Source organism: Microbacterium aurantiacum (genome assembly GCF_031625015.1).
In the GTDB taxonomy this organism is placed as follows: Bacteria; Actinomycetota; Actinomycetes; order Actinomycetales; family Microbacteriaceae; genus Microbacterium; species Microbacterium aurantiacum.
Map to the genome: position 1 here is coordinate 795618 of NZ_JAHWXH010000001.1, position 21654 is coordinate 817271.

At 71.9% G+C, this 21654-nt stretch carries 21 protein-coding genes; 6 read left to right on the top strand and 15 right to left on the bottom strand.

Annotated elements, in window-relative coordinates; translation table 11 throughout:
* Window positions 1-27: 27 nt before the first annotated feature.
* The 11 genes from KZC50_RS03735 to allB form a co-directional block, all read right to left on the bottom strand.
* Window positions 28-903, bottom strand: coding sequence for an ABC transporter permease (locus tag KZC50_RS03735; protein ID WP_301131862.1), 876 nt, complete (start codon window positions 901-903; stop codon window positions 28-30).
* Window positions 900-1739, bottom strand: a complete 840-nt coding sequence (locus tag KZC50_RS03740; protein WP_310890661.1) for an ABC transporter permease — start codon at window positions 1737-1739, stop codon at window positions 900-902. The genes KZC50_RS03735 and KZC50_RS03740 overlap by 4 nt, the downstream gene beginning before the upstream one ends.
* On the bottom strand, window positions 1729-2553 hold the full coding sequence (locus KZC50_RS03745; RefSeq protein WP_053546616.1) for an ABC transporter ATP-binding protein: 825 nt from the start codon (window positions 2551-2553) through the stop codon (window positions 1729-1731). The genes KZC50_RS03740 and KZC50_RS03745 overlap by 11 nt, the downstream gene beginning before the upstream one ends.
* A 70-nt stretch (window positions 2554-2623) precedes the next feature.
* Complete coding sequence (locus tag KZC50_RS03750) at window positions 2624-3709, bottom strand: ABC transporter substrate-binding protein (protein WP_310890662.1); 1086 nt, start codon at window positions 3707-3709, stop codon at window positions 2624-2626.
* A 152-nt stretch (window positions 3710-3861) separates the two neighbouring features.
* The gene (locus tag KZC50_RS03755) at window positions 3862-5079 is read right to left on the bottom strand and encodes an XdhC family protein (RefSeq protein ID WP_310890663.1); all 1218 of its coding nucleotides are present in this window, start codon (window positions 5077-5079) and stop codon (window positions 3862-3864) included.
* Window positions 5079-6455: an amidohydrolase family protein gene (locus tag KZC50_RS03760; RefSeq protein ID WP_310890664.1), complete on the bottom strand. Its 1377-nt coding sequence runs from the start codon at window positions 6453-6455 to the stop codon at window positions 5079-5081. Before KZC50_RS03760 ends, KZC50_RS03755 begins: the two co-directional genes overlap by 1 nt.
* Before the next feature lie 57 nt (window positions 6456-6512).
* Complete coding sequence (locus tag KZC50_RS03765) at window positions 6513-7838, bottom strand: allantoate amidohydrolase (protein ID WP_053546619.1); 1326 nt, start codon at window positions 7836-7838, stop codon at window positions 6513-6515.
* 1 nt (window position 7839) lies between these two features.
* The gene (locus KZC50_RS03770) at window positions 7840-9024 is read right to left on the bottom strand and encodes a pyridoxal-phosphate-dependent aminotransferase family protein (protein WP_301132234.1); all 1185 of its coding nucleotides are present in this window, start codon (window positions 9022-9024) and stop codon (window positions 7840-7842) included.
* A 71-nt stretch (window positions 9025-9095) separates the two neighbouring features.
* Window positions 9096-10730, bottom strand: a complete 1635-nt coding sequence (locus KZC50_RS03775) for an AtzH-like domain-containing protein (RefSeq protein WP_310890665.1) — start codon at window positions 10728-10730, stop codon at window positions 9096-9098.
* Window positions 10717-11823: an acetamidase/formamidase family protein gene (locus KZC50_RS03780; RefSeq protein ID WP_310890666.1), complete on the bottom strand. Its 1107-nt coding sequence runs from the start codon at window positions 11821-11823 to the stop codon at window positions 10717-10719. The genes KZC50_RS03775 and KZC50_RS03780 overlap by 14 nt, the downstream gene beginning before the upstream one ends.
* On the bottom strand, window positions 11820-13196 hold the full coding sequence (allB, locus tag KZC50_RS03785; protein ID WP_310890667.1) for an allantoinase AllB: 1377 nt from the start codon (window positions 13194-13196) through the stop codon (window positions 11820-11822). The genes KZC50_RS03780 and allB overlap by 4 nt, the downstream gene beginning before the upstream one ends.
* A 106-nt stretch (window positions 13197-13302) precedes the next feature.
* Here allB and uraD point away from each other — a divergent pair, with 106 nt between their 5' ends.
* Genes uraD through pucL form a run of 3 tightly spaced genes read left to right on the top strand, consistent with a single transcriptional unit; the run spans window position 13303 to window position 15060 of the window.
* Entirely contained in the window at window positions 13303-13800 is a 498-nt protein-coding gene (gene uraD / locus KZC50_RS03790) for a 2-oxo-4-hydroxy-4-carboxy-5-ureidoimidazoline decarboxylase (RefSeq protein WP_310890668.1), read from the top strand.
* Complete coding sequence (gene uraH / locus KZC50_RS03795; RefSeq protein ID WP_310890669.1) at window positions 13797-14141, top strand: hydroxyisourate hydrolase; 345 nt, start codon at window positions 13797-13799, stop codon at window positions 14139-14141. Before uraD ends, uraH begins: the two co-directional genes overlap by 4 nt.
* 1 nt (window position 14142) lies before the next feature.
* Window positions 14143-15060 carry a factor-independent urate hydroxylase gene (gene pucL, locus KZC50_RS03800; RefSeq protein ID WP_310890670.1) on the top strand — a complete coding sequence of 306 codons (918 nt, stop codon included), beginning with the start codon at window positions 14143-14145 and terminating at the stop codon, window positions 15058-15060.
* A 34-nt stretch (window positions 15061-15094) separates the two neighbouring features.
* Here pucL and KZC50_RS03805 read toward each other — a convergent pair whose 3' ends face one another.
* The 3 genes from KZC50_RS03805 to KZC50_RS03815 form a co-directional block, all read right to left on the bottom strand.
* Complete coding sequence (locus KZC50_RS03805; protein WP_310890671.1) at window positions 15095-15553, bottom strand: GyrI-like domain-containing protein; 459 nt, start codon at window positions 15551-15553, stop codon at window positions 15095-15097.
* Between the two features lie 110 nt (window positions 15554-15663).
* The gene (locus KZC50_RS03810; protein ID WP_310890672.1) at window positions 15664-15903 is read right to left on the bottom strand and encodes a MerR family transcriptional regulator; all 240 of its coding nucleotides are present in this window, start codon (window positions 15901-15903) and stop codon (window positions 15664-15666) included.
* Between the two features lie 59 nt (window positions 15904-15962).
* A complete protein-coding gene (locus KZC50_RS03815; protein ID WP_053546627.1) occupies window positions 15963-16481 on the bottom strand; it encodes an adenine phosphoribosyltransferase in 519 nt (172 codons plus the stop codon).
* Between the two features lie 86 nt (window positions 16482-16567).
* On the opposite strand from KZC50_RS03815, the gene KZC50_RS03820 reads away from it, so the two are divergent.
* From KZC50_RS03820 to KZC50_RS03830, 3 genes are read left to right on the top strand one after another with little or no spacing between them, the layout of a single operon-like run.
* Entirely contained in the window at window positions 16568-18262 is a 1695-nt protein-coding gene (locus KZC50_RS03820) for a glycoside hydrolase family 13 protein (RefSeq protein ID WP_310890673.1), read from the top strand.
* 33 nt (window positions 18263-18295) lie between these two features.
* Complete coding sequence (locus tag KZC50_RS03825; protein WP_301131848.1) at window positions 18296-19324, top strand: LacI family DNA-binding transcriptional regulator; 1029 nt, start codon at window positions 18296-18298, stop codon at window positions 19322-19324.
* A gap of 10 nt (window positions 19325-19334) precedes the next feature.
* The gene (locus KZC50_RS03830; protein ID WP_310890674.1) at window positions 19335-20558 is read left to right on the top strand and encodes an amidohydrolase; all 1224 of its coding nucleotides are present in this window, start codon (window positions 19335-19337) and stop codon (window positions 20556-20558) included.
* On the opposite strand, the gene KZC50_RS03835 is transcribed toward KZC50_RS03830, so the two are convergent.
* Complete coding sequence (locus KZC50_RS03835) at window positions 20497-21630, bottom strand: VanZ family protein (RefSeq protein WP_310890675.1); 1134 nt, start codon at window positions 21628-21630, stop codon at window positions 20497-20499. The two genes, KZC50_RS03830 and KZC50_RS03835, sit on opposite strands and share 62 nt — an antisense overlap.
* Between the last annotated feature and the right edge of the window lie 24 nt (window positions 21631-21654).

Below are 21654 nucleotides of genomic sequence, written 5' to 3' on the forward strand. Positions count from 1 at the left end.
AGCTCGGGCGGGGGGCGGAGAGAACCGTCAGGCCCGGTCGGCCATGCCCATGCGGGCGAGGGCGACCGACTCGACGATCTGCACGAGGTTGTAGAGGATCAGAGCGGATGCCGTCACGAGGACCACCGCGGTCCAGACGGCGGAGAACTGGGCCTGCGCGACATAGCCTCCCACAGCGCCCCCGATCCCGCCGCCGACGGCGAGCCACTCCGCGAGCAGCGCACCGGTGATCGCACCCGGAACGGAGATGCGGACCGCAGCGAAGAACTCCGGCAGCGAGCTCGGCAGGGCGATCTTGTGCAGACGCGTCCAGGAGGTGCCGCCGTAGACGGTGACGAGGTCGTTCATCTGCGGGGATGCCGACTTCAGGCCGAACACGATCGTCACGAGCGCCGGGAAGAAGACCACGATGCCGCCGATCACGGCGATCGAGGCGAAGTCGCGCCCGAAAATGAGGATGATCACCGGAGCCATCGCGACCAGCGGCACCGACCGCAGCAGCATCGCCAGCGGCATGAGGGCGTGCTCGACGCCCTTGCTGAGCTGGAAGAGGATCGCCACGACCAGCGCCGCCACGAGCCCCGCGGCGAAGCCGACGGTGGCGTGACCGAGGGTCACGGCGAGCTGGCCGAAGAGGCGCTCCCGGTTCTCTGCGGCGGCGGGGACAGTGAAGAGGAACTCGTACACCTCCACCGGCCCCTTACCGACGTAGGGCGAGATGCCGAACACCCAGAGCGATCCGACCCAGATCACCACGACCGCGACGATGGTCAAAACGAAGGTGAGGACGCTCCGGCCGAGCGCACGCAGCGTCGAGCGCCGCACCTCCCGGCGGACCTCCGCGTTGAGTGCTGCGGTCCGGTCGGTGTCGACGGATGCCGGAGCGGAAAGGGTGGCGGTCATCGCGCACCTCCTCGAGACCAGGGCGCGACCGCGCGCGCGACGAGACCGAGCAGGGCGTATCCGGCGAGGGCGACCGCCCCGGAGACCAGGGCGATGTCCCACACCCGCGGCGCGTTCAGCGCCTGCTGGGCGGCGATCATCGCCGGGCCGACCCCGACGGTGATCTTTCCGAAGAACTCACCCAGCACCGCACCGAGGAAGGCGGCGGGCACGGCGATCTGCAGGGCGTTGAGCGTCGCGGGGAGGGCGGCGATGAGCCGCACCTTCCGCAGCTGAGTGAGCTTCGACCCGCCGTACACGGTGATGACGTCGAGACTGGCCTTGTCGGCGGCCTTGAGCCCCAGGAGCGCCCCGACCACCGTCGTGAAGAAGCAGCTGAGGGCGGCGAGGAAGATCGCGGTGACCGACGGCTCGCCCGCGCCCGGGATCGGCGCGATGACGACGAGGAGGAGGCCGAGGGCGACGATCGGCACGCAGTAGGTGATGATCGCGATCTGCATCACCACGCCCTCCAGGCGCGGGACGACCAGGACGAGCGCGGCGAGGACGAGGGCGAGCCCGTTGCCCCACAGGTACCCGATGCCGGCCTCAGTCAGGGTGACGGAGAAGTTACGGACGTAGAACTCCCACCCCGTGGCGAAGAACTCCGCGATCACCTGCGGGGGCGTGGGGATCGCCTGCACACCGCCGGGCCCGACGTTCGAGAACACGGTGGCGGCGAGGATCCACCACAGCGCGATGATCCCGACGCCGCCGATGAGCCCGGTGACCCACGCGGGAAGACGCACATCCTCCCACTGGATCGTGCGGGAGCGGGCGGGGGTCTCAGTGGTCATCCGCCGCGGCCCCTCCGACGCCGAAGAGGAGCTCCTGCGCCTCGTCGACGTACGCATGGAACTCGGGGCTCCGCATGAGATCGGGCGTCCGCGGGCGCGGCAGATCGATCGTCATGACGTGCTTCACCCGGCCCGGGCGCGGACTCATCACCGCGACCTGGTCGGAGAGGAAGATCGCCTCGCTGATGCCGTGGGTGACCAGCAGCGTCGTGGCGGGCTTCTCGGTCCAGATCCGCAGGAGCTCGAGGTTCAGCTTCTGCCGGGTCATGTCGTCGAGCGCGCCGAAAGGCTCGTCGAAGAGCAGGACCGAGGGCTTCATGATGAGCGAGCGGGCGATCGACACTCGCTGGCGCATCCCGCCCGACAGCTGCGCGGGCTTGGCCTTCTCGAAGCCCTTCAAACCCACCAGCGCGATCATCTCGGAGACGTAGGCCTTGTCGACCGGCTTCCCCGCCACCTCGAAGGGCAGCTGGATGTTGGACTGCACGCTCCGCCACGGCAGGAGCGCGGCATCCTGGAAGGCGATCCCCAGCTCGTTGCCGCGGCGGAGCTCCTTCGGGCTCTTGCCGTCGACACGGGTGGTGCCGCTGGTGGGATCCTCGAGCCCGGCGAGGATGCGGAGGATCGTGGACTTGCCGCATCCGGACGGCCCCAGCAGCGCCAGGAACGTGCCCTGGTCGGTGTGGAGGTTCGCGTCCTGCAGCGCCACGACGCTCTTGCGCCCGACGGTGAAGACCTTGTTCAGCTCGGTGATCTGCAGGCCGGTGCCCAGGGTCGTCCCCTGGGCACCGGTCTGGGTGGCCGTTTCGGTCACGGTATCGACTCCAGAATGGATCTCTGCTGGATGGAGAGCGCTCGATGGTGAAGCGCTCGAGGGAGCGGGCTCAGCCCGCGTAGTCGAGGAGGTCCGGGTTCTCCTCGTAGACCTCGGCCAGGAGGCTGAGGTCGAACAGGTCGGCGGCCTCGAGCTCGATACCGGCGCCGGCGAGGCTCTCGATCGTGAGGGCCTGCAGCTCCTCCGAGATCGTGAACAGGCCGTTGGCCTCGGTCTCCTCGGAGACGACCAGCTCGTTCTGCGCGAGCGAGCCCGCGAGCGTCTTCTCGGGGTCGAGGTCGAGGTCGGCACCGTAGACCTCGAGGGCGAAGTCCGCGCCGCCCTGCGGGTCGGCGAGCGCGTCGGTCCAGCCGCGGAGCTCGGCGACGAGGAAGGCCTTCAGCATCTCGCGGTTGCTCGCGATCTGCTCGTCGGTGACGGTGAAGGTCTCGGCGACGAACGGCAGGCCGTTCTGGGCGAAGGGGAGGTTGGTGGTCTCCAGGCCCATCATCTCGACCGTGATCGCCTCGTTGGTGATGTACGAGACGAAGCCGTCGACCTCGCCGTTCACGAGCGGCGCCGGGTCGTACTGGACCGGGACGACGGTGAGCTCGGACGGGTCGATGTCGTTCGCGGCGAGCAGCGCGTTGAACAGCGAGGTGTTGGAGTCCTGGACGCCGATCCGCTTGCCGATCAGGTCCTCGGGGGTGGCGATGTCGCCGCCGTCCGCGAGGGAGAGGATCGTGAAGGGGTTGGCCTGGAACGTCGCGCCGATGATCTTCAGCGGGGCGCCCTCGCTCGCGACGGCGGAGCCGATCGAGACCGAGTCGCTGAGGGCGATGTCGGCGGTTCCGCCGAGGAGTTCGGCGACACCGGTCGAGGGGCCGGGGACGAGGTTCACCGAGCTGAAGCCCGCCTCCTCGAAGTACCCGTTGGTGTCGGCGAAGTACTCACCGGCGAACTCCTCGTTGAGGATCCAGCTGAGCTGCAGCGTCAGGTCGCCGAAGCCCTCGGCGGCGGCATCCGCGGAGTCCGCAGCGGGCTCGGCGGCGGTCCCGGACCCGCCGGCGCAGGCGGTGAGGGCGAGAGCGCTGACGGCGATGCCGGCGAGCGCGGCGGTGACGCGCGAGACACGGCGCGAGGAAAGGGATGTCATGGGAACTCCAGTCAGAGGGGGGTGCTCGGGTATGCGCACCCGCCCTGGGCCTCGACGGGGTGCGTGAGAGCGACGCTAGGCGATGTAGATTTCACCAACACTGGCCGGAGTGTTTCGGAGGGATTACGTCTTCCGAGCCGCCCGCACGAGCGTCAGAGACGGATGCCGCCGCCATCCCACCGCGCGACGACGGCGTCGACCGCATCGGCGCAGACGGCCGCGGGAGCGTCCGTCCGCCGTCCGCCGCCCGGGACGACCGCGTCGGGGTGGATGGGTCCGTGCGTCTCGCGGAGCGGTTCGCCGGATCCGCCGGAGCGCACGAGGACGATCTCCGCGAGGATCGACAGCGCCGTCTCCTCCGGGGTGCGACCCCCGAGGGCGAGACCGATCGGGGAGCGCAGGCGCGCGAGCGCGGCATCCGTCACTCCGGCGGTGCGGAGCCGGGCCAGGCGATCGTCGTGGGTGCGGCGGCTGCCCATCGCGCCCACGTAAGCCGCGGGTGAGGCGAGGGCCGCGGCGATCGCCTCGATGTCGAAGCGCTCGTCGTGAGTGAGGACGCAGATCGCCGTCCGCGCATCGATCGGTGTCGCGGCGAGGTAGCGCCCCGGCTGATCGTGGACGATGGTGGCGCCCGGGAACCGATCGGGGTGCGCGAAGACCTCCCGCGGGTCGCACACGGTCACCTCGAATCCGGATGCCGCACCGAGGCGCGCCAGGGCGACGGAGAACTCCACCGCACCGACCACGATGAGCCGCGGCGCGTGCGGGAAGGGCACCGCGAGCACCTCGGTGGCCCCGCTCTCCTCGACGGAGTCACCCGGAACATCCGCGTACCGAAGGGTGACGGGAGCAGAGGCCGACGCGGCGCGGCGGAGGTCCGCCAACGCCGCCGCGAGCATGCGCGAATCACCCACGGCGCGGTCACGGCTGTCATCATCCGTGACCGCGAGCAGCGCGCCACCGCCGGACGCGGCATCCGTCACGATCCCGAGGGCGACCGCCTCGCGACGCTCGACGGCGTCGATGACCACGCGGAGCGCCTCGGCGGCACGCGAGCCGGGGACGACGGGCACCACCACCACGTCGATCACACCGCCGCACGTGAGCGCCGCGGCGAACGCGCGCTCGTCCGAGATGCCGTAGCGCGAGCGGGTGCTCTCGCCCGACGCGAGCGCCTGGAGGCACAGCTCGTAGACGGCGCCGTCGACGCAGCCCGCCGAGACGTTGCCGAACACCTGACCGGCCGCGTCGACGAGCATCGCCGTGCCGACCTCGCGCGGAGCACTGGCGTAGGCGTCCACGAGCACCGCGAGCGCGAACGGCTCCCCCCGGTCCAGCCGGGTGCGGGCGGGCTCGAGGACGTCGCGCATCAGCGGGGGTGACCGAACCGGGCCGCCTGCGGGGGAAGGTCGGCGTGCAGGCGCGCGCTCGCCTCGGCGGCGAGGGGGTTGGTGCTGACCCCGTCCTCGCTCACGAGCACTCCGCCGACGTACACCTTCTTGAGGTTACGCAGGCTCATCGACAGGACGTAGGAGCGGACGGGATGCCAGAGAGGTCCGACATCCGGCATCCGCGGGTCGACGACGACGAAGTCGGCGAACTTCCCGACCTCGAGGCTGCCGACCCGGTCGTCGACCCCGAGGATCTCGGCGCTGCCGAGGGTGTGCAGGCGCAGCACCGTCTCGGGCGTCATCGACAGCGGCTCCTTCGTGCGGGCGCGCTGGAGGAAGATGCCCGCGCGCATGTTGCCCCACGGGTCGGAGATGTCGGTGCACGCCTGGTCGTCGAGGCCCATGCCGACACGGATGCCGAGCTCGAGCATCTCGGGCACGAGCGCCACCCCCGACGCGAGGCGCCCGTTCGAGGCCGGCTGCCACGACATCGACGCCCCGCCCGCGGCGGTGGCCTCGATGATCTCGGGGGTGGTCTGGATGAAGTGGCCGAACATCATGTCGGGCCCGAGCGCCCCGGCATCCCGGTAGAGCGCGAACTTCGCCTGCTGCAGCGGAACCGCCTCGGGCGACTCGAGGAAGTGCGCCTGATTGGTCACACCGAATCGGCGCATGGCCTCGACCTCGAACTCCGCCGCCTCGGGCCGCGGCGACCACTGCACCTGCCCCATGATCGATGCGCCGAGCGCAAGGGAGGGGTCCATCGACCGGGTGTGGGCGACCTCCGCGGCGAAACGGTCGAAGATCTCGTCGTCGGTGCCGGCGGTGACGTCCATGCCGATGGCGTCGACGAAGCGGAGGCCCGCGTCGCGGCATCCGTCGGCTTGGCGCGTGTGGTACTCGAGATCGCGGAGCGGCGCGTTGCCGACGCGCTTGCCGTCGACCATCGACTCCCACGCCTGCAGCGGGTCGGTGAAGTTGTACGCGGTGGTCACGCCGTTGCCGAGGAAGTCGAGGGCGCCGTGCAGCGTCGACCAGTAGATGTCGTCGGCCGACATGTGCGAGGTGAACCCGAGCATCGAGTCGCACCACCCGTAGAGGGTCTCGCTGACGCCGAGTCCGCGAAGTCCCGACGTGAACAGGTGGGAGTGGCTCGAGACGAACCCGGGGGCCACGAACGCGCCGGCGGCGTCGAGGGTCTCGTCCGCCGTCGTGCCCGCGGGCGGGGAACCCGCGCCGAGGGCGGCGATTCGGCCGTCCTCGACCAGCATCCACCCTTCGTCGATGTGGCCGAGGTCGGGGGCGCCGTCGGCGACGGTGAGGAGGCGGGCGCGGGTGACGAGAAGGGACGACATGAGGAACTCCGGATCGTGCGGGGGCGTTCACGCTACCCGCGGTGTGTTTCCAGCCTGCTACGGCTGCGCGTGGGCGGGGTCGTGGGCGAGGTGGAGGACCGCTTCGGCGAGGGCACGGATGCCGCGGGCGACGTCGCCCGCGGACACGGCCTCGTCGGGGTGGTGGCTGATGCCGTCGGGGTTCCGCAAGAACAGCATCCCGACCCCGGTCACCGCGCCGATCGCCATCGCGTCATGACCGGCGCGGGAGAAGAGCGTCGCGGGTTCGGCGGTCGTGTCCTCGCGGGTGTCGCCCGCGCGAGTCGCGAGAATGCCCTCGCGCACGACGTCCTGCAGGAGCGGACGGCAGAACACCGCGGGCGCCCGGTGGATCTCCCGCGCGCGCCAGCGGAGACCGCGGCGTCCCATCGACGCGTCGAGGTCGCGCGCGAGGGCGTCCCACACGCGGTCACGGGCATCGTCGAACTCGCCGCGCAGGTCGAGACTCATGTGCACCTCGCCGGGGACGATGTTGACCGCGCCGGGGAAGGTCTCGAGCTGACCGACGGTGCCGATGATGTGATGCTCCGCGCGGCATATGCGCTCGACGGCGAGGGCCGCCTCACTCGCACCGAGGAGCGCGTCGCGGCGCCGGTCGTACGGCGTGCCGCCCGCGTGGCGGGCCTCCCCCTCGACGACGAGCTGGAAACGGCGGGCGCTGGCGATCGACGAGACGACGGCGAGCGACTCGCCGCGCTCATCGAGCTCGGGTCCCTGCTCTATATGCGCCTCGAGGTATCCGACGAGCTCATCCGGACGCCGGGCGGCCTCGCCGACGCGGCCGGGGTCGAGACCGAACTCGAGGAAGGCCTCCCGGAGCGTCGTGCCGTCGGCATCCGTCAGCGTCCACCACGACTCGTCCCACGTGCCCGCGACGGCGGAGGAGCCGAGCAGCGCCTTGCCGAACCGGGTGCCCTCCTCATCGGAGAACGCCATCACCTCGAGCGCGAACGGGAGGTCGACCCGGCGCGCATCCGCGTCCGGTGAGCGGAGCAGGCGGACGACCTCGAGCGCCATCAGCACCCCGACGATGCCGTCGAACCGCCCGGCGTCCGGCACCGTGTCCAGGTGCGACCCGAGCATCAGCGCGGGCGTCTCGGCGCCGCGCGCGCCGTCGATGCGGCCGTACTGGTTGCCCGCGGCATCCTGTCGCGCGGTCATGCCGACCTCGCGCATCCACTCGGCGGCGAGCCGGTTCACTCGCGCGTGCTCGGGCGAGAGGTACACCCGCTCGATCGCGCCGGGCGTGGCCGTGACGCGCGCGAGCTCCTCGCAGCGGGCCATCACCCGACGGGCGGCCGCCGCGATGCGGTCGCGATCGACCGCGAGGAGGGGTGTCGTCACGTCACGCGCCCCGATAGATGTCTGCGGCGGCATCCACCCCGCCGCCGGCGGTGAACGCGGTGTGGCCGAAGCGGCGGAGCACCGCCTCGAGGGCGGCGAGGGTGACCATCACGGCGTCTTCGCGGGCGTTGTAGCCCATCGTCCCGATGCGCCACACCTTGCCGTGCAGCGGACCGAACGACGTGCCGATCTCGATGCCGAAGTCCTCGAGCATCGCCGCGCGGGCGGCGTCACCGGGGACGCCCTCGGGGATGTACACCGCGACGATGTTCGTCATCTTGTGGGAGAGGTCGCCGAAGGTGGTGAGCCCGAGCGCGCGGACCCCGGCGAGCATCGCCTCGCCCGCGCGGACGTGGCGGGCGATGACGGCCTCGCGCCCCTCGACCAGGACGAGACGGGCGCACTCGCGCGCGGCGTAGAGCATCGACGCCGCTTCGGTGTGGTGGTTGAGGCGCCGCGGTCCCCAGTAGTCGAGGATCATGCCGAGGTCGAAGTAGTTCGACCGGACGAAGTCCGGCGCCTGCGGGTCGCCCTCCTCGCGGATGCCGGCCTCGACGCGCTTCCGGGCCGTCACGACCTCGACCGCGCGCGGGCTGAGGGTGAGGGGCGCTGCGCCTGAGGGTCCGCCCAGGCACTTCTGGAGACCTGCGGTGGCGGCATCCAGCCCCCAGGCGTCCGCCTCGAACGGGTTGCCGGCGAGCGACGCGGTCGCGTCGGAGTAGAACAGGGCGCCGTAGCGACGGCAGACCTCGCCTATCTCGTCGAGCGGCTGGAGCATCGTGGTGGAGGTGTCGCCCTGCACCATCGCGACCAGCGTCGGGCGCACGCGCGCGATCGCCTCCTCGACGACGGAGACGGGGAACACCTGTCCCCACTCGGCGTGGATCGTGTGCACCTCGGCCATCGCGCGCTCCGCGATCTCGGCGAGGAGGTGCCCGAAGCGGCCGAACACCGGGACGAGCACGCGGTCGCCGGGTCGGATCAGCGAGACCATTGCCGCCTCGATCCCGGCGCGCGAGGTCCCGTCGACGATGACCGTCGCCTCGTTCTCGGTGCCCCAGACCTGCCGGTAGAGGACTTGCGTCTCGGTCATCGTCGCGGTCATGAACGGGTCGTACTGGCCGGTGAGCGGCGCCGACAGCGCGCGCAGCACGCTCGGGTACGCGTCGATCGGCCCCGGCCCCATGAGGAGGCGCCGGGGCGGAGCGATCTCTCCGGGAAGGTCGGCGGGGGAAGCAGTGGCGGGGGCGGCGTCGGTCACGGGGACTCCTGCGGGGATCGGGGTGCCGCCGTCGCGCCGAGAGGCGCGAGACGGCGGGCGAGACGGACGAGGGCGATGTCGGTGTTCTCCCGCGAGACGACCGAGACCCCGACGGGGGCCACGCCCGTCGCCGACGGGACCCGCAGGAGCGGCGCCGACAGCGCGGGGAGCCCGCCGACCGCGGCGGGGGTGGTGAGGCGGAGGGTCGCCGCGCGCACCGCGTCGAGGTGGGCGGAATCGTGGGTGCGCAGCGGCGCCGGGCCCGGCACGGTCGGCAGGAGAAGGGTCGTCTCGGCGACGGCATCCGCCAGGCGTGCGCGCAGGTCCGCGACGCGTCGGCGCGCGTACCGCTCGTCATCGGCGGTGAGGACGGATGCCGCGCGGAAGCGCTCCGCGACCGCCGCGCCGACCGCCCCCGGGTGCTCGCGCAGCCACTCGCCGTTGTTCCGCCATGCCTCGGCGCCCTGCACCGTCCGGAACGGGACGAGGTACTCGTCGAGATCGCCGATCGAGACCTCGACCACCTCGGCACCGGCATCCCGGACCCCCGCGACGAAGGCCTCGAACGCCGCGCGCGTGGCGTCCTCGACCGCCGCGAGGGCTTCGGTCGGCACCGTGAACCGCCACGGGAGGTCGACGCCCGAGGGACCGTAGACGCTCTCGGTCGAGTCGGACCCGTCGTAGCTCAGGCACCAGTCCGCCACGCGCTCGAGGGTCGCGCCGTCGCGGGTGAGCCAGCCGACCGTGTCGAAGCTCTGCGCGAGGGGAAGGAGTCCCTGCCGGGGCACGAGGCCGTGGGTCGTGCGCAGGCCCCAGAGCCCCTGGTACGACGCGGGCACGCGGATCGAGCCCGCGGTGTCGGTGGCGAGACCGATGTCGGCCTGGCCGGTCGCCACGGCGGTGGCCGGCCCGCTCGACGAGCCACCCGGCAGCGTGCCGGGAACCGCGCCGTTGGGGGGCGTGCCGTAGTGGGCGTTGTCGCCCGCGATCGAATAGGCGAACTCGTCGGTGCGCGCGATGCCGCGCAACGATGCGCCCGCCCGCAGGAGGTCGCTCACCGCCGGCGCGGTCGTCGTCTCGGGGCGCGCACTGTCGAGGAAGACCGGGTTCCCCGCGCCGATGCGGTAGCCCTTGATCGCGAAGAGGTCCTTCACCGCGACCGTGAGGCCCTGGAGCGGCCCGTCCCACGCACCCTGGAAGAGCGGGTCGCCGACCGTCCGCCACACCGAGCGGTCGAGAGCTGCCGCGCGGGGCGTGACGTGGGCGGCGCCGATCTTCCACCCGCCGTCCTGCTTCTGCCAGAGCTGTGTCTGCAGTCCCGTCCCGCCGCCGGCGTACCGCGAGACGGAGACCAGGAGTGCGGCATCCGGCGCCAGCGGGCGGTACTCGATGCGCTCGATCACGCGCGTCGGCACTCCGCCGCGCGTGCCGCGGAAGGCCGAGATCGCATCGTGGCCGACGAGGAGACCTGCCGCATCGCCGCGGAGGGCGTCGGGGCCGTCGATGAACGCCGCATCGAGGGCGTCGAGGTCGTTCGCCATGATCGCGCGCTCGTACGCGTGGAATGCCTCCGCCAGGTCGGCGGGGATCTCGCGGGGAGTCTCGGCGGGCGTGGTCTCAGCGTCCGGCACGGGGGACCCCCTCGAAGTCGGCCTCGCGGATGCGGGCGTGCACGCCGCAGACGATGTCGACGACCTGCGAAATGTCGAAGTCCGTCGCGGCACTGAGGTACGCGTAGGCGAGGTGCTCCTCGACGCCCCAGCGCCCCTCGATGAGGTCGAGCGCCGAGCGGACGCACGCGCGCATCGCCTCATTCAGGTCGGGATCCAGGCCCGTGGGCACGAGGTACTCGGGGGTGCGGACGAGCGGTCCCGTGACCTCGCCGAACTCGGCGAGCGCCTCCGCGCGGGGGATCACGTCGAAACGGAGCGTCGCGCGCAGCGACGCCTCCAGCGCCGTCAGCGCGACCTCGCCGTCGCCCTGCGCGAAATGCGGATCGCCGACGTAGGCGAGGGCGCCGGCGACCTGCACCGGGAGATAGAGCGCCGTCCCCTCGACCAGCAGGTTGATGTCGATGTTTCCGCCGTGCGACCCGGGCGGGACCGAGTGCGGCCGCTCGTCACCCGAGACGGCCACCCCCATCGTCCCGAGGAAGGGCGCGAGCGGGAACGCGATGACCCGCTCGCCGCCGTCGACGATCGGGAGGAGGCCGACGAGCCCGCCGTCGCGCTCCTCCACGGGAGTGAAGACGCTGACGTGAAAATCCCCGCGGGGGAGCTGGCCGACGAGGGCGCCTTTGCCGTGCCGGTTGGAGATGACGCCGTACGGCACGCGCGGGGCGAGGGCCTCCACCGTGATCCGCAGGAGGTCGCCGGGCTCGGCGCCCTCGACGAAGATCGGTCCGGTCACGACGTGCGGGCCGTCGCGCTCGGGGTCGCGCGCGCACTCCGCGGCGATCGTCACGGCATCCTCCAGCACGGATGCCGCGTCCACCCCCTGTCCGGTGAAGTAGGTCATCGGGTCCTTGCCGTGGTCCTCGAGGATGCCCTCGTGGCTGACGGTGTCGACCGTGACCGTCGCGCCGTCAGCGATGCGGAGGACCGGGGCATCCGCCGCGCACGGGAGCCGCCCCCACAGGATCGTCTCGGGCGTCGCGCGCAGATAGTGCTCGCCGGGGATGGCGCCGGTCCCGGGCTGCAGGACGGGGAAGGGGGGAACGTTCATCGGTCTCCTCCGCCGGCGGGCAGTGCTGTCAGTGCCGTCGGCTCCGCCAGGATCTCACGTCCCGCCCGGGCGAGGAGGCCCTCGCCGTCACGCCAGACCGGCACGCCGTGCACGAGGGTCTCGGCGACGACGCCGAAGAGGCGCTGTCCGTGCCACGGCGAGAGCTTGTTGCGGTACTCCAGGCGCTCGGCATCCACCGTCCATCCCGCGTCGGGGCGGAAGACGACGAGGTGCGCCGGAGCGCCGGGGCGGATCGCGCCGAGGCCGTCGACCCCGGCGATGCGCGCGGGCCCGGTGGTCATGAGCGGCAGGAGATCCTCGAGACGGATGCCGCGGGCCCGCGCCGCGGTCCACACCGCCGAAAGCCCCGTCTGCAGGCCCGCGATGCCGCCCCACGCGAGGCCGAAATCGCCGCCGCCCTGCTCCTTGAGCGCGCGGGTGGAGGGCGAGTGGTCGCTCACGACGGCGTCGATCGTGCCGTCGAGGAGGCCCGCCCAGAGGAGGTCCTGGTTCGCCGCGTCGCGGATCGGCGGGCAGCACTTGAACGCTCCCGCGCCGTCGGGAACGTCCTCGGCGTGGAGGGTGAGGTAGTGCGGGCACGTCTCGACCGTCAGCCGCACGCCCTCTGCCTTCGCGGCGCGGACGGCGTCGAGCGCGGTGCCGTCGGAGACGTGCACGATGTGCGCGCGGGCACCGGTCCGGCGGGCGGCGTCGATGACCGCGGTGATGGCGGCCTCCTCGCTCGCGGGCGGGCGGGAGGCGAGGAAGTCGGCGTAGTGCGGGCCGAGCGGGCCGTCTGCGTGCAGGTGCGCCGGGTCTTCGGCGTGGACGATCAGCAGCCCGTCGAACACGGCGAGCTCGGCCAGGGCGGCCTCCAGCTGCGCCGCGTCGAGGTGCCCGAATTCGTCGATGCCCGACGGCGAGAGAAAGCACTTGACCCCCACGACGCCGACGTCGGCGAGCTCGACGAGCGTCCCGAGGTTCTCGGGCACCGCGCCGCCCCAGTACCCGACATCCACGGCGAGCTTGCCCTGTGCGGCGGCGCGCTTGTCGGCGAGCGCCTCGACGGTCGTGGTGACCGGGACGCTGTTCAGCGGCATGTCGAACAGCGTCGTCACGCCGCCCGCGGCGGCAGCGGCGGTGCCGGTGAGGAACCCCTCCCACTCCGTCCGGCCCGGTTCATCCAGGTGAACGTGCGAGTCGACGAGGCCCGGAATGAGCACCGCGTCGTCGGGGACGACGTGTGCGGCATCCGCGTCGAACGGACGGATGCCGGACACGACGCCGCCGTCGACGTCGACCGTCGCGGGCGCGAACTCCCCGTCGAGGAAGACGCGGGGGGCGGCGATGGACGACACGGAGACCTGGGTCATGCCGCCCACGCTAGGCCGCGCGGATTTCCCGCGTGTTACCCACACCAACATTCCGGGACCTGGCCGCGTAATGCGATCGAAACGCGGCGGGGCCTAACGTCGGGGCATGCTCCTGCACGACTTCAACGCGGCGGATGCCGAGACCGCGGCATCCGTCGTCTCGGTGTGGGCGGCGATCCCCCGCTGGGTGGACGACGTCGTCGCCGGGCGCCCATACGCGTCGGTCGATGCCCTCGCCGAGCGCGCGGCGGCCCTCGCCGCGACCTGGACCCGGGACGACCTCGACATCGCCCTCGCGCACCACCCCCGGATCGGGGAACGCGTCACCGGCGAGGGGGCGGAGGCGGCGGCATCCGCCCGAGAGCAGTCGGCCATGCGCACCGCAGAGAGCGACGTCGCCGCCGCGATCGCGTCCGGCAACGCCGCGTACGAGCAGCGGTTCGGGCGCGTGTTCCTCATCCGCGCCGCCGGGCGCTCCCCCGAGGAGATGCGCGCCGAGCTCGAGCGCCGCCTCGCGGGCGATGACGCCGCCGAAGCACACGAGGCGCTCGGCCAGCTCGGCGAGATCGCGATCCTGCGCCTGCGGGGGATGATCGAGCCATGAGCCACCTCACCACCCACGTCCTGGACGCCGCGACCGGTCGCCCCGCCACGGGCGTCGGGGTCACCCTCGCCCGCGTCGCCGACCCCGGCGACGGTACGGGCTCCGTCACCGCGATCGCCGAGGGCGTGACGGATGCCGACGGGCGCCTCGCGCTCGGCCCCGACCGGCTCGAGGACGGCGTGCACACCCTGACCTTCGCCACCGGCGCCTACTTCGCCGCGCGCGAGGTCGAGACGTTCTACCCCGCGGCGATCGTCACCTTCACCGTCGCGGGCGACGGGCACCTGCACGTGCCGCTGCTCCTGAGCCCGTTCGCCTATTCCACCTACCGAGGGAGCTGACATGACCGACGTGACCGTGAGCCTCGGCGCCAACAAGTACGGCAAGGCCGAGAACCGGGTCGTGCGCATCTACCGCGACACGCCCCGCCACGAGATCGTCGACCTCAACGTCACCTCGCAGCTGCGCGGTCAGGCGTTCTCGGACTCGTTCCTCACCGGCGACAACTCCCTGATCGTGGCCACCGACACCCAGAAGAACACCGCGTTCGCGTTCGCGAAGGAGGTCGGCATCCCCTCGCCCGAGGAGTACCTGCTGGCCCTGGGGAACCACTTCGTCTCGGAGTTCGACTGGGTCGAGGGCGGGCTCTGGCAGGCCGAGCAGTACGAGTGGGAGCGCATCACCGCAGGCGGCCGCCCGCACGACCACTCCTTCGTCCGGCGCGGACAGGCCACGCGCCTCGCCGCGGTGCAGAAGGCCGACGGCGCCACGCACGTCATCGGCGGCATCCGCGACCTGACGGTGCTGAAGTCCAGCGGATCGGCCTTCACCGGGTTCCCGCGCGACCGGTACACGACCCTCGTCGAGACCGACGACCGCATCATGGCCACCTCCGTCACGGGACGCTGGCGCTTCCTCCCCGACGCGGTGTCCGCCGGCATCGACTACAACGCCCTCTACACCGAGGTCGTCGACGTCATGCTCGAGGTCTTCGCCTCGGTGCACTCCCTGGCCCTCCAGCAGACCCTGTTCGCGATGGGAAAGGCGGTCATCGAGGCACGCCCCGAGATCGCCGAGGTCCGCTTCGCGATGCCGAACAAGCACCACTTCGTCTACGACCTGTCCCCATTCGGTCTCGACAACCCCAACGAGGTCTTCTACGCCGCCGACCGCCCCTACGGGCTCATCGAGGGCACGGTCACCCGCGACGGCGCCGCCCCCGCCCCCGAAGCGTGGCTCGACATCCCGCAGTTCGTCTGAGCCGGCACGCGGAGGAGTCAGACCCGTCGCCGGCTCATCGCACCGGCTGCTGGAGGTCCACCTCCCACGCCGCTCCCGGCGTGTCCATCGGAGTGGACAGGTACACCTCGCGGCACGTGCCCGCCGCGATGAGGCCACGCCGCTCCACCTCGGCCACGAGCTCCTGCCATGCCTGCTGGATGCCGGCGAGGTCGGCGCTGCGGTACCGCGTCGTCAGCGCGCGCGGCGCGGCGGCCACCGTCACGGCCTCGAGTCCAGCCGGGGTGGGCGCCTCTCCGATCTGCTCGGCGGCGGCGGCGACCATCCCCTCGCCCTCCACCGTGTAGGTCGCGACCCCCGGACCCACCCGGGCAGCCCCGGCGGCATCCAGTGTGTCGGCGACGCGTTGGAACATGGGTCCGATCTCCTGCTCGACCTCGGCCATCTCCGTGATCCGCGCCGACAGCTGCACGAGGTGCAACTCGGAGAGGGCGGTCTCGATGAACTCCGACATGGGATTCTCCTTCTCGATACTCCGGAGCCTCGCCTCGACCGACCGCAGCCGATCTCGGTCGGCGTCGATCTGCGCGTGCAGCGCGTCCCGACGTGCGCGCAGCAGCTGCGTCAGTCCCGCGCCGCGGCATCCACCCCGTCGTCCAGCAGCACGCCCACCTGCTCGAGAGTGAACCCGAGGTCTTTCAGGGCGACGAGCTGGTTGGCGCGCTCGAGCTGGGCCGCGGCGTACCGCCGGTAGCCGCTGTGCAGATCGACCCGCTCCGGGCGCAGGAGGCCGAGCCGGTCGTAATGACGCAGCATCCGCACCGATACGCCGGCCAGCCGGGCGAACTCTCCGATACTCAACATGGTGATCCCAGGAAAGAGCCTGACACCGTGTGAGGGTCAAGAGAACCCTCGGACGGATCTCAGACGGTGAAGACCGCGTGCACGTCGCCGGTGGCCGCGCGTCCGCCGAGGGCGGCGATCTCGAGCAGCACGGCCGACCCCACGACCTCGCCGCCGAGCGAGCGGACGATCTGGTGGCCCGCGACGAGCGTCCCGCCGGTGGCGAGCACGTCGTCCACGAGCAGCACGCGCGCCCCCTCGGGCAGGTCGTCGTGCGCCTCGATCGTCGCGGTGGCGTACTCGAGGGCGTAGGAGACGGATGCCGCGGGCCGGGGCAGCTTGCCGGCCTTCCGGATCGGGACGAGACCCACCTCGGCGCGCGTGGCGATGGCGCCGGCGAGGAGGAATCCGCGCGCCTCGATCCCGGCGACCACGTCGAAGCGCCCGGCGAACGGGGCGATGAGCGCATCGATGACCTCGCCGAGGGCCGCGGCATCCGCGAGGAGCGGGGTGATGTCGCGGAAGACGATGCCCGGCTCGGGATAGTCGGGGATCGAGCGGATCAGCGATTCGGCGCGTGCGAGAGGGGCGGCATCCACTCGCCCACCGTAGCCCGAGGTGATCCTGGGGAACTCCTCAGGGCCGCTCTTCCGCACGATGTAAGCGCTTGCAGTAGCCTGGGCGGATGACATCCCTCCAGTCCGCCGTCCTCACCGAGACCGCCGCCTCGCGCCCCGGCGCCGAGTGGTGGCGCACCGCTGTCATCTACCAGATCTACCCCCGCTCGTTCGCCGACAGCTCCGGCGACGGCATCGGCGACCTCCGCGGCGTCACCGCCCACCTCGCCGATCTCGAAGACCTCGGCATCGACGCGATCTGGCTGAGCCCCTTCCAGCGCTCACCGCAGAAGGATGCCGGCTACGACGTCTCCGACTACTGCGACGTCGACCCGATCTTCGGCACGCTCGACGACTTCGACGCGATGCTCGCCGAGGCGCACGCCCGCGACATCCGGATCATCGTCGACCTCGTCCCCAACCACTCCTCCGACCAGCACGAGTGGTTCCAGCAGGCCCTCGCCGCCGCTCCCGGCAGCCGCGAGCGCGCGCGCTACATGTTCCGCGACGGCCGTGGCGAGAACGGCGAGCTGCCCCCGAACAACTGGGACTCCGTCTTCGGCGGCCCCGCCTGGACCCGCGTCACCGAGGCCGACGGCACCGCCGGCCAGTGGTACCTGCACCTCTTCGACACCTCCCAGCCCGACTTCGACTGGACAAACGAAGAGGTCCGCGAGGAGTTCCGCCGCATCCTGCGGTTCTGGCTCGACCGCGGGGTCGACGGTTTCCGCGTCGACGTGGCGCACGGCCTGATCAAGGCCGACGGCCTCCCCGACTACACCCCCTCCCCCGAGGGCGGCTCGATGGGCGGCGACGAGGCGAACGTGCCGTACTGGGGCCAGGACGGCGTGCACGAGGTCTATCGCGACTGGCACCTCCTCCTCGCCGAGTACGACGGCGACCGGGCCCTCTGCGCCGAGGCGTGGCTGCCCACCCCCGAGCGCACCGCCGAGTGGGTCCGTCCCGATGAGATGCACCAGGCGTTCAACTTCGCCTACCTCGAGACCGGCTGGGATGCCGCGGCCCTCCGCACCGTCGTCGACCGCTCGATCGCGGCGTACTCCGCCGTCGGCGCCCCGAGCACGTGGGTGCTGTCGAACCACGACGTCGTCCGTCACGCCTCGCGTCTCGCGCTGAGCGCCGAGAACCCGCAGGGTCACGGCATCGGCCCCGACTCCCCCGGCCAGCCGATCCCGGAGGTGGGCCTCGCCCGCGCCCGCGCGGCGACCACGGTGATGCTGGCCCTCCCCGGCTCGGCGTACCTCTACCAGGGCGAGGAGCTGGGCCTCCCCGAGGTCATCGACATCCCCGGTGACGCGCGTCAGGACCCCACGTGGTTCCGCACGAACGGCGAGCGCTACGGCCGCGACGGCTGCCGCGTGCCGATCCCGTGGACCTCCGACGGCGCCGCATACGGCTTCAGCCCGTCGGGTGAGAGCTGGCTGCCGCAGCCCGCCGAGTGGGCGACGCTCGCCCGCGACGTGCAGACGACGGATGCCGACTCCACCCTGTCGCTCTACCGGACGCTGATCGCGCAGCGCGCGGCCTACGGCCTCGGCGCCAACGACCTCGAGTGGATCGACGTCCCGGACGGCGCCGACGAGGCCGACGTCCTCGCCTTCCGCACGGGCGAGCTCACGGTCGTCGCCAACACCGGGAGCACCGCCGTTCCGCTCCCCACGGGACGCGTGCTCGTGGCCTCCGGCCCTCTCGGCGACGGCACGCTCCCCGGCGACACGGCGGTGTGGCTGGCGCAGGACTGATCGGGGGCGCGAGCCCCGGAAGAAGGTGACGACGTGGTCAGCATCGATGAGGTAGCCCGACTCGCCGGGGTCTCCACGGCGACGGTCTCGCGCGCGCTCAGCGGGCGCGGGAACGTCTCCCTCCCCACCCGGGGGCGCGTGGAGGACGCGGCGAAGAGCCTCGGCTACGTGGTCTCGGCCTCCGCGTCGAGCCTCGCGTCCGGGCGCACGCGCAACATCGGCGTGCTCGTGCCCTACCTCGATCGGTGGTTCTTCAGCACGGTGCTCGCGGGCATCGCCTCGGCGCTCATGCGCCGCGGCTACGACATCACGCTGTACAGCCTCACCGACGACCGTGCCGAGCGTCGCGACATCTTCGACACCTTCCTCCGCCGCCAGCGGGTCGACGGGGTCATCGCGATCTCCATCGAGCTCGGCGAGGAAGAGACCGAACACCTCCGCGAACTCGACCTGCCCGTCATCGCGATCGGCGGCCCGAGCTCGCGCCTTCCCACCCTCACCGTCGACGACGTCGCCGTCGCGCGGCTCGCGACCGAGCACCTCCTCGCACTCGGGCACCGCGAGATCGCGCACATCGGCGCGAACCCGCAGTTCGACATCGACTTCCACATCCCCACGCGGCGTCGTCAGGGTTTCGAGCTGGCGCTGTCGGATGCCGGCATCCCCGCCTCTCCGCACCTCTACGAACCCGCCGACTTCACCATCGAGGGCGGCTTCCGCGCCGCCAAGCAGCTCCTCGGGCGCCCCGGGAGCCGCCCCACCGCGATCTTCGCCGCGTCGGACGAGATGGCCATCGGCGCGATCCTCGCCGCGCGCGAACTGGGCTACCGCGTGCCCGAAGACCTGTCGATCAGCGGCATCGACGGCCACGAGCTGGGCGAGTTCTTCCGGCTCACGACCGTCGACCAGTTCCCCCGCGCGCAGGGCGAGCGCGCGGTCGCCGCGCTCCTGGAGGACATCGACGACCCCGAGGCGCCGACCCCGCAGCACGAGCCGGGCGCCCTGCCGTTCGAACTGATCGTCCGCGGCTCCACCGCCCGGCCCTCGGAGTCGCGCGGATAGGCTCGAGGTCATGACGATCGACCTCGAAGCGCTCTACACCGACCTGCACCGGCATCCGGAACTGTCCTTCCAGGAGACCCGCACCGCGGGCGTCGTCACCGGACTCCTCGCCCAGCTCGGCATCGATTACGAAGAGGGAATCGGCCGCACCGGCATCGCCGCGATCATCCGCAACGGCGACGGCCCCGTCGTGTGGCTGCGCGCCGACATGGACGGCCTGCCGGTCGAGGAGCGCACGGGCCTCGCCTACGCCAGCACGGCGCGCGGCGTCGACCCGGCGGGGCTCGACGTCCCCGTGATGCACGCGTGCGGGCACGACATGCACGTCGCATCCCTCATCGGCGCCCTCGAGCGTCTCGTGGCGACGAAGGACGAGTGGTCTGGAACGATCGTCGCCGTCTTCCAGCCCGCCGAGGAGTACGGCGCGGGGTCGCAGGCGATGATCGCCGACGGCGTCCTCGACCGTTTCCCCCGCCCCGACATCGTGCTCGGGCAGCACGTCACGCCGCTCCCCGCCGGCACCATCGGGGTGCGCAGCGGCACCCAGATGGCCGCCTCCGACGGCCTCACCGTCACCCTCCACGGCCGGGGTGGGCACGGTTCGCGCCCGCACGCCACGATCGACCCCGTCGTCATGGCGGCGGCGACCGTCATGCGCCTGCAGACGATCGTCTCGCGCGAGGTCGACCCGCGCGACGTCGCGGTCGTCACGGTCGGCTCGATCCACGCGGGACTGAAGAACAACATCATCCCCGCCGAGGCGAAGCTCGAGTTGAGCCTGCGCTACCCCGACGACGAGGCGCGCGCGAAGGTCATGCAGAAGGTCGAGCGGATCGTCCGCGCCGAGGCGCAGGCATCCGGAGCCGAGCAGGAGCCGGTGATCGCCGTCGACCACTCCCTGCCGCCGACGATCAACGACGACGAGGCGACCACCCGCCTCTCCCGCGCCTTCGACACCGCCTTCGGGGCGGGCACCGTCATCGACCCGGGCATGTTCACCGGCAGCGAGGACGTGTCGTGGTTCGCCCGCGAAGCCGGCGTTCCGCTCGTGTTCTGGTTCTGGGGCGGGGTCGACCCGGCGGCGTTCCGCGCGGCGACCGAGGCGGGCACGATCGAGCGCGACATCCCCACCAACCACTCGCCGTTCTTCGCCCCGGTGCTCCAGCCGACGCTCAGTCGGGGTGTCGAGAACCTCGTCGTGGCGGCGCGGGAGTTCCTGGGCGCGCGGGGCTGACGCCCTCGCCCGGAACCGCACCGCCCTCCCGCGCGTCCTCGAGCCGCATACCGCTCAGGATGCCGGGGAGGCCGCGCCCGCGCGCGGTCGTGAACACCAGCACGATGCTCACGGCGGCGAACAGCAGCGCCCCGAGCTGCCCCCATCCGGGGAGGTAGCCGAGAAGCACCCACCCGCTGACCCCTCCCGCCCAGCGGAGCACGCGCGCGAGCGGGGCCGGAAGCGGGCCGCCGCGGTACCGCAGCTGCACGGCGAGGTCACCGATCGAGCGGCCGGTGACGAGGATCACGACGAGCCAGGCGAGCGGCGGCACGACGGTGGAGACGGCATCCGCGATCCCTCCGTCGAGCACCGCCTGCCGGTCGCCGACGACGAACTGCAGCCACAGCTGCGTGGCCGTTCCGACCACGGAGATGGCCAGGATGATGCCGAGGACGTCGCAGAGCATGGCGATGACGCGGCGACCGCGCGTGACCGGTCGCGGCTGATCGGCATCCGGCGCCTGCGCCATGCCGCGATGGCGGCGCGGCACGACCAGCGACAGAATCGAGCCGACGACGGCGCCCGTGGTGTTGGTGAGCATGTCGTCGACGTCGAAGACGCGGTACGCGCACGGATAAAGACCCCACACTCCCGTGAGCTGGGTCGTCTCGATGAACGCCGAGAGACCGAGCCCGACGAGGAGGGCGGTGAGGATGCCGCGTCCGCCCAGCACCCGCAGGAAGAACCCGAGCGGCACGAACAGCAGCACATTGAGCAGCAGCTGCAAGGCCAGGGGGTCGAACCACGGATTGTCCGAGCGCCCCACGGCAGTGCGGACGTCGTCGACGAGGGCGAGGGGGTCGAGGTTCGTCCCCACGCAGCGGATCGCGTCGGGATCCGGGAGCGGGAGGAGGGTGTACGTCCAGATCGCGAGGAAGTACACCAGCGCCGCGGCCCACAGCAGGGAGCGCCCGAGAGACAGTCCGCCGCGGCGCCGATAGCTGATCGCGACGAAGGGGACGAAGAGCACCACGCCGACGAGGGTGCCGAGCACGATCGCGAGGATGCCGAGGGTGATCTGGTCGTCCATGGGGCCAGCTTTCCAGCTCACCCG

What these genes read in the sequence shown, in the direction of transcription:
- KZC50_RS03735 (WP_301131862.1), bottom strand. Translation starts at nt 903, where the DNA reads ATGACCGCCACCCTTTCCGCTCCGGCATCCGTCGACACCGACCGGACC.
- KZC50_RS03740 (WP_310890661.1), bottom strand. Translation starts at nt 1,739, where the DNA reads ATGACCACTGAGACCCCCGCCCGCTCCCGCACGATCCAGTGGGAGGAT.
- KZC50_RS03750 (WP_310890662.1), bottom strand. Translation starts at nt 3,709, where the DNA reads ATGACATCCCTTTCCTCGCGCCGTGTCTCGCGCGTCACCGCCGCGCTC.
- KZC50_RS03755 (WP_310890663.1), bottom strand. Translation starts at nt 5,079, where the DNA reads ATGCGCGACGTCCTCGAGCCCGCCCGCACCCGGCTGGACCGGGGGGAG.
- KZC50_RS03760 (WP_310890664.1), bottom strand. Translation starts at nt 6,455, where the DNA reads ATGTCGTCCCTTCTCGTCACCCGCGCCCGCCTCCTCACCGTCGCCGAC.
- KZC50_RS03770 (WP_301132234.1), bottom strand. Translation starts at nt 9,024, where the DNA reads ATGGGGCCGGGGCCGATCGACGCGTACCCGAGCGTGCTGCGCGCGCTG.
- KZC50_RS03780 (WP_310890666.1), bottom strand. Translation starts at nt 11,823, where the DNA reads ATGAACGTTCCCCCCTTCCCCGTCCTGCAGCCCGGGACCGGCGCCATC.
- allB (WP_310890667.1), bottom strand. Translation starts at nt 13,196, where the DNA reads ATGACCCAGGTCTCCGTGTCGTCCATCGCCGCCCCCCGCGTCTTCCTC.
- uraD (WP_310890668.1), top strand. Translation starts at nt 13,303, where the DNA reads ATGCTCCTGCACGACTTCAACGCGGCGGATGCCGAGACCGCGGCATCC.
- uraH (WP_310890669.1), top strand. Translation starts at nt 13,797, where the DNA reads ATGAGCCACCTCACCACCCACGTCCTGGACGCCGCGACCGGTCGCCCC.
- pucL (WP_310890670.1), top strand. Translation starts at nt 14,143, where the DNA reads ATGACCGACGTGACCGTGAGCCTCGGCGCCAACAAGTACGGCAAGGCC.
- KZC50_RS03805 (WP_310890671.1), bottom strand. Translation starts at nt 15,553, where the DNA reads ATGTCGGAGTTCATCGAGACCGCCCTCTCCGAGTTGCACCTCGTGCAG.
- KZC50_RS03810 (WP_310890672.1), bottom strand. Translation starts at nt 15,903, where the DNA reads ATGTTGAGTATCGGAGAGTTCGCCCGGCTGGCCGGCGTATCGGTGCGG.
- KZC50_RS03820 (WP_310890673.1), top strand. Translation starts at nt 16,568, where the DNA reads ATGACATCCCTCCAGTCCGCCGTCCTCACCGAGACCGCCGCCTCGCGC.
- KZC50_RS03830 (WP_310890674.1), top strand. Translation starts at nt 19,335, where the DNA reads ATGACGATCGACCTCGAAGCGCTCTACACCGACCTGCACCGGCATCCG.
- KZC50_RS03835 (WP_310890675.1), bottom strand. Translation starts at nt 21,630, where the DNA reads ATGGACGACCAGATCACCCTCGGCATCCTCGCGATCGTGCTCGGCACC.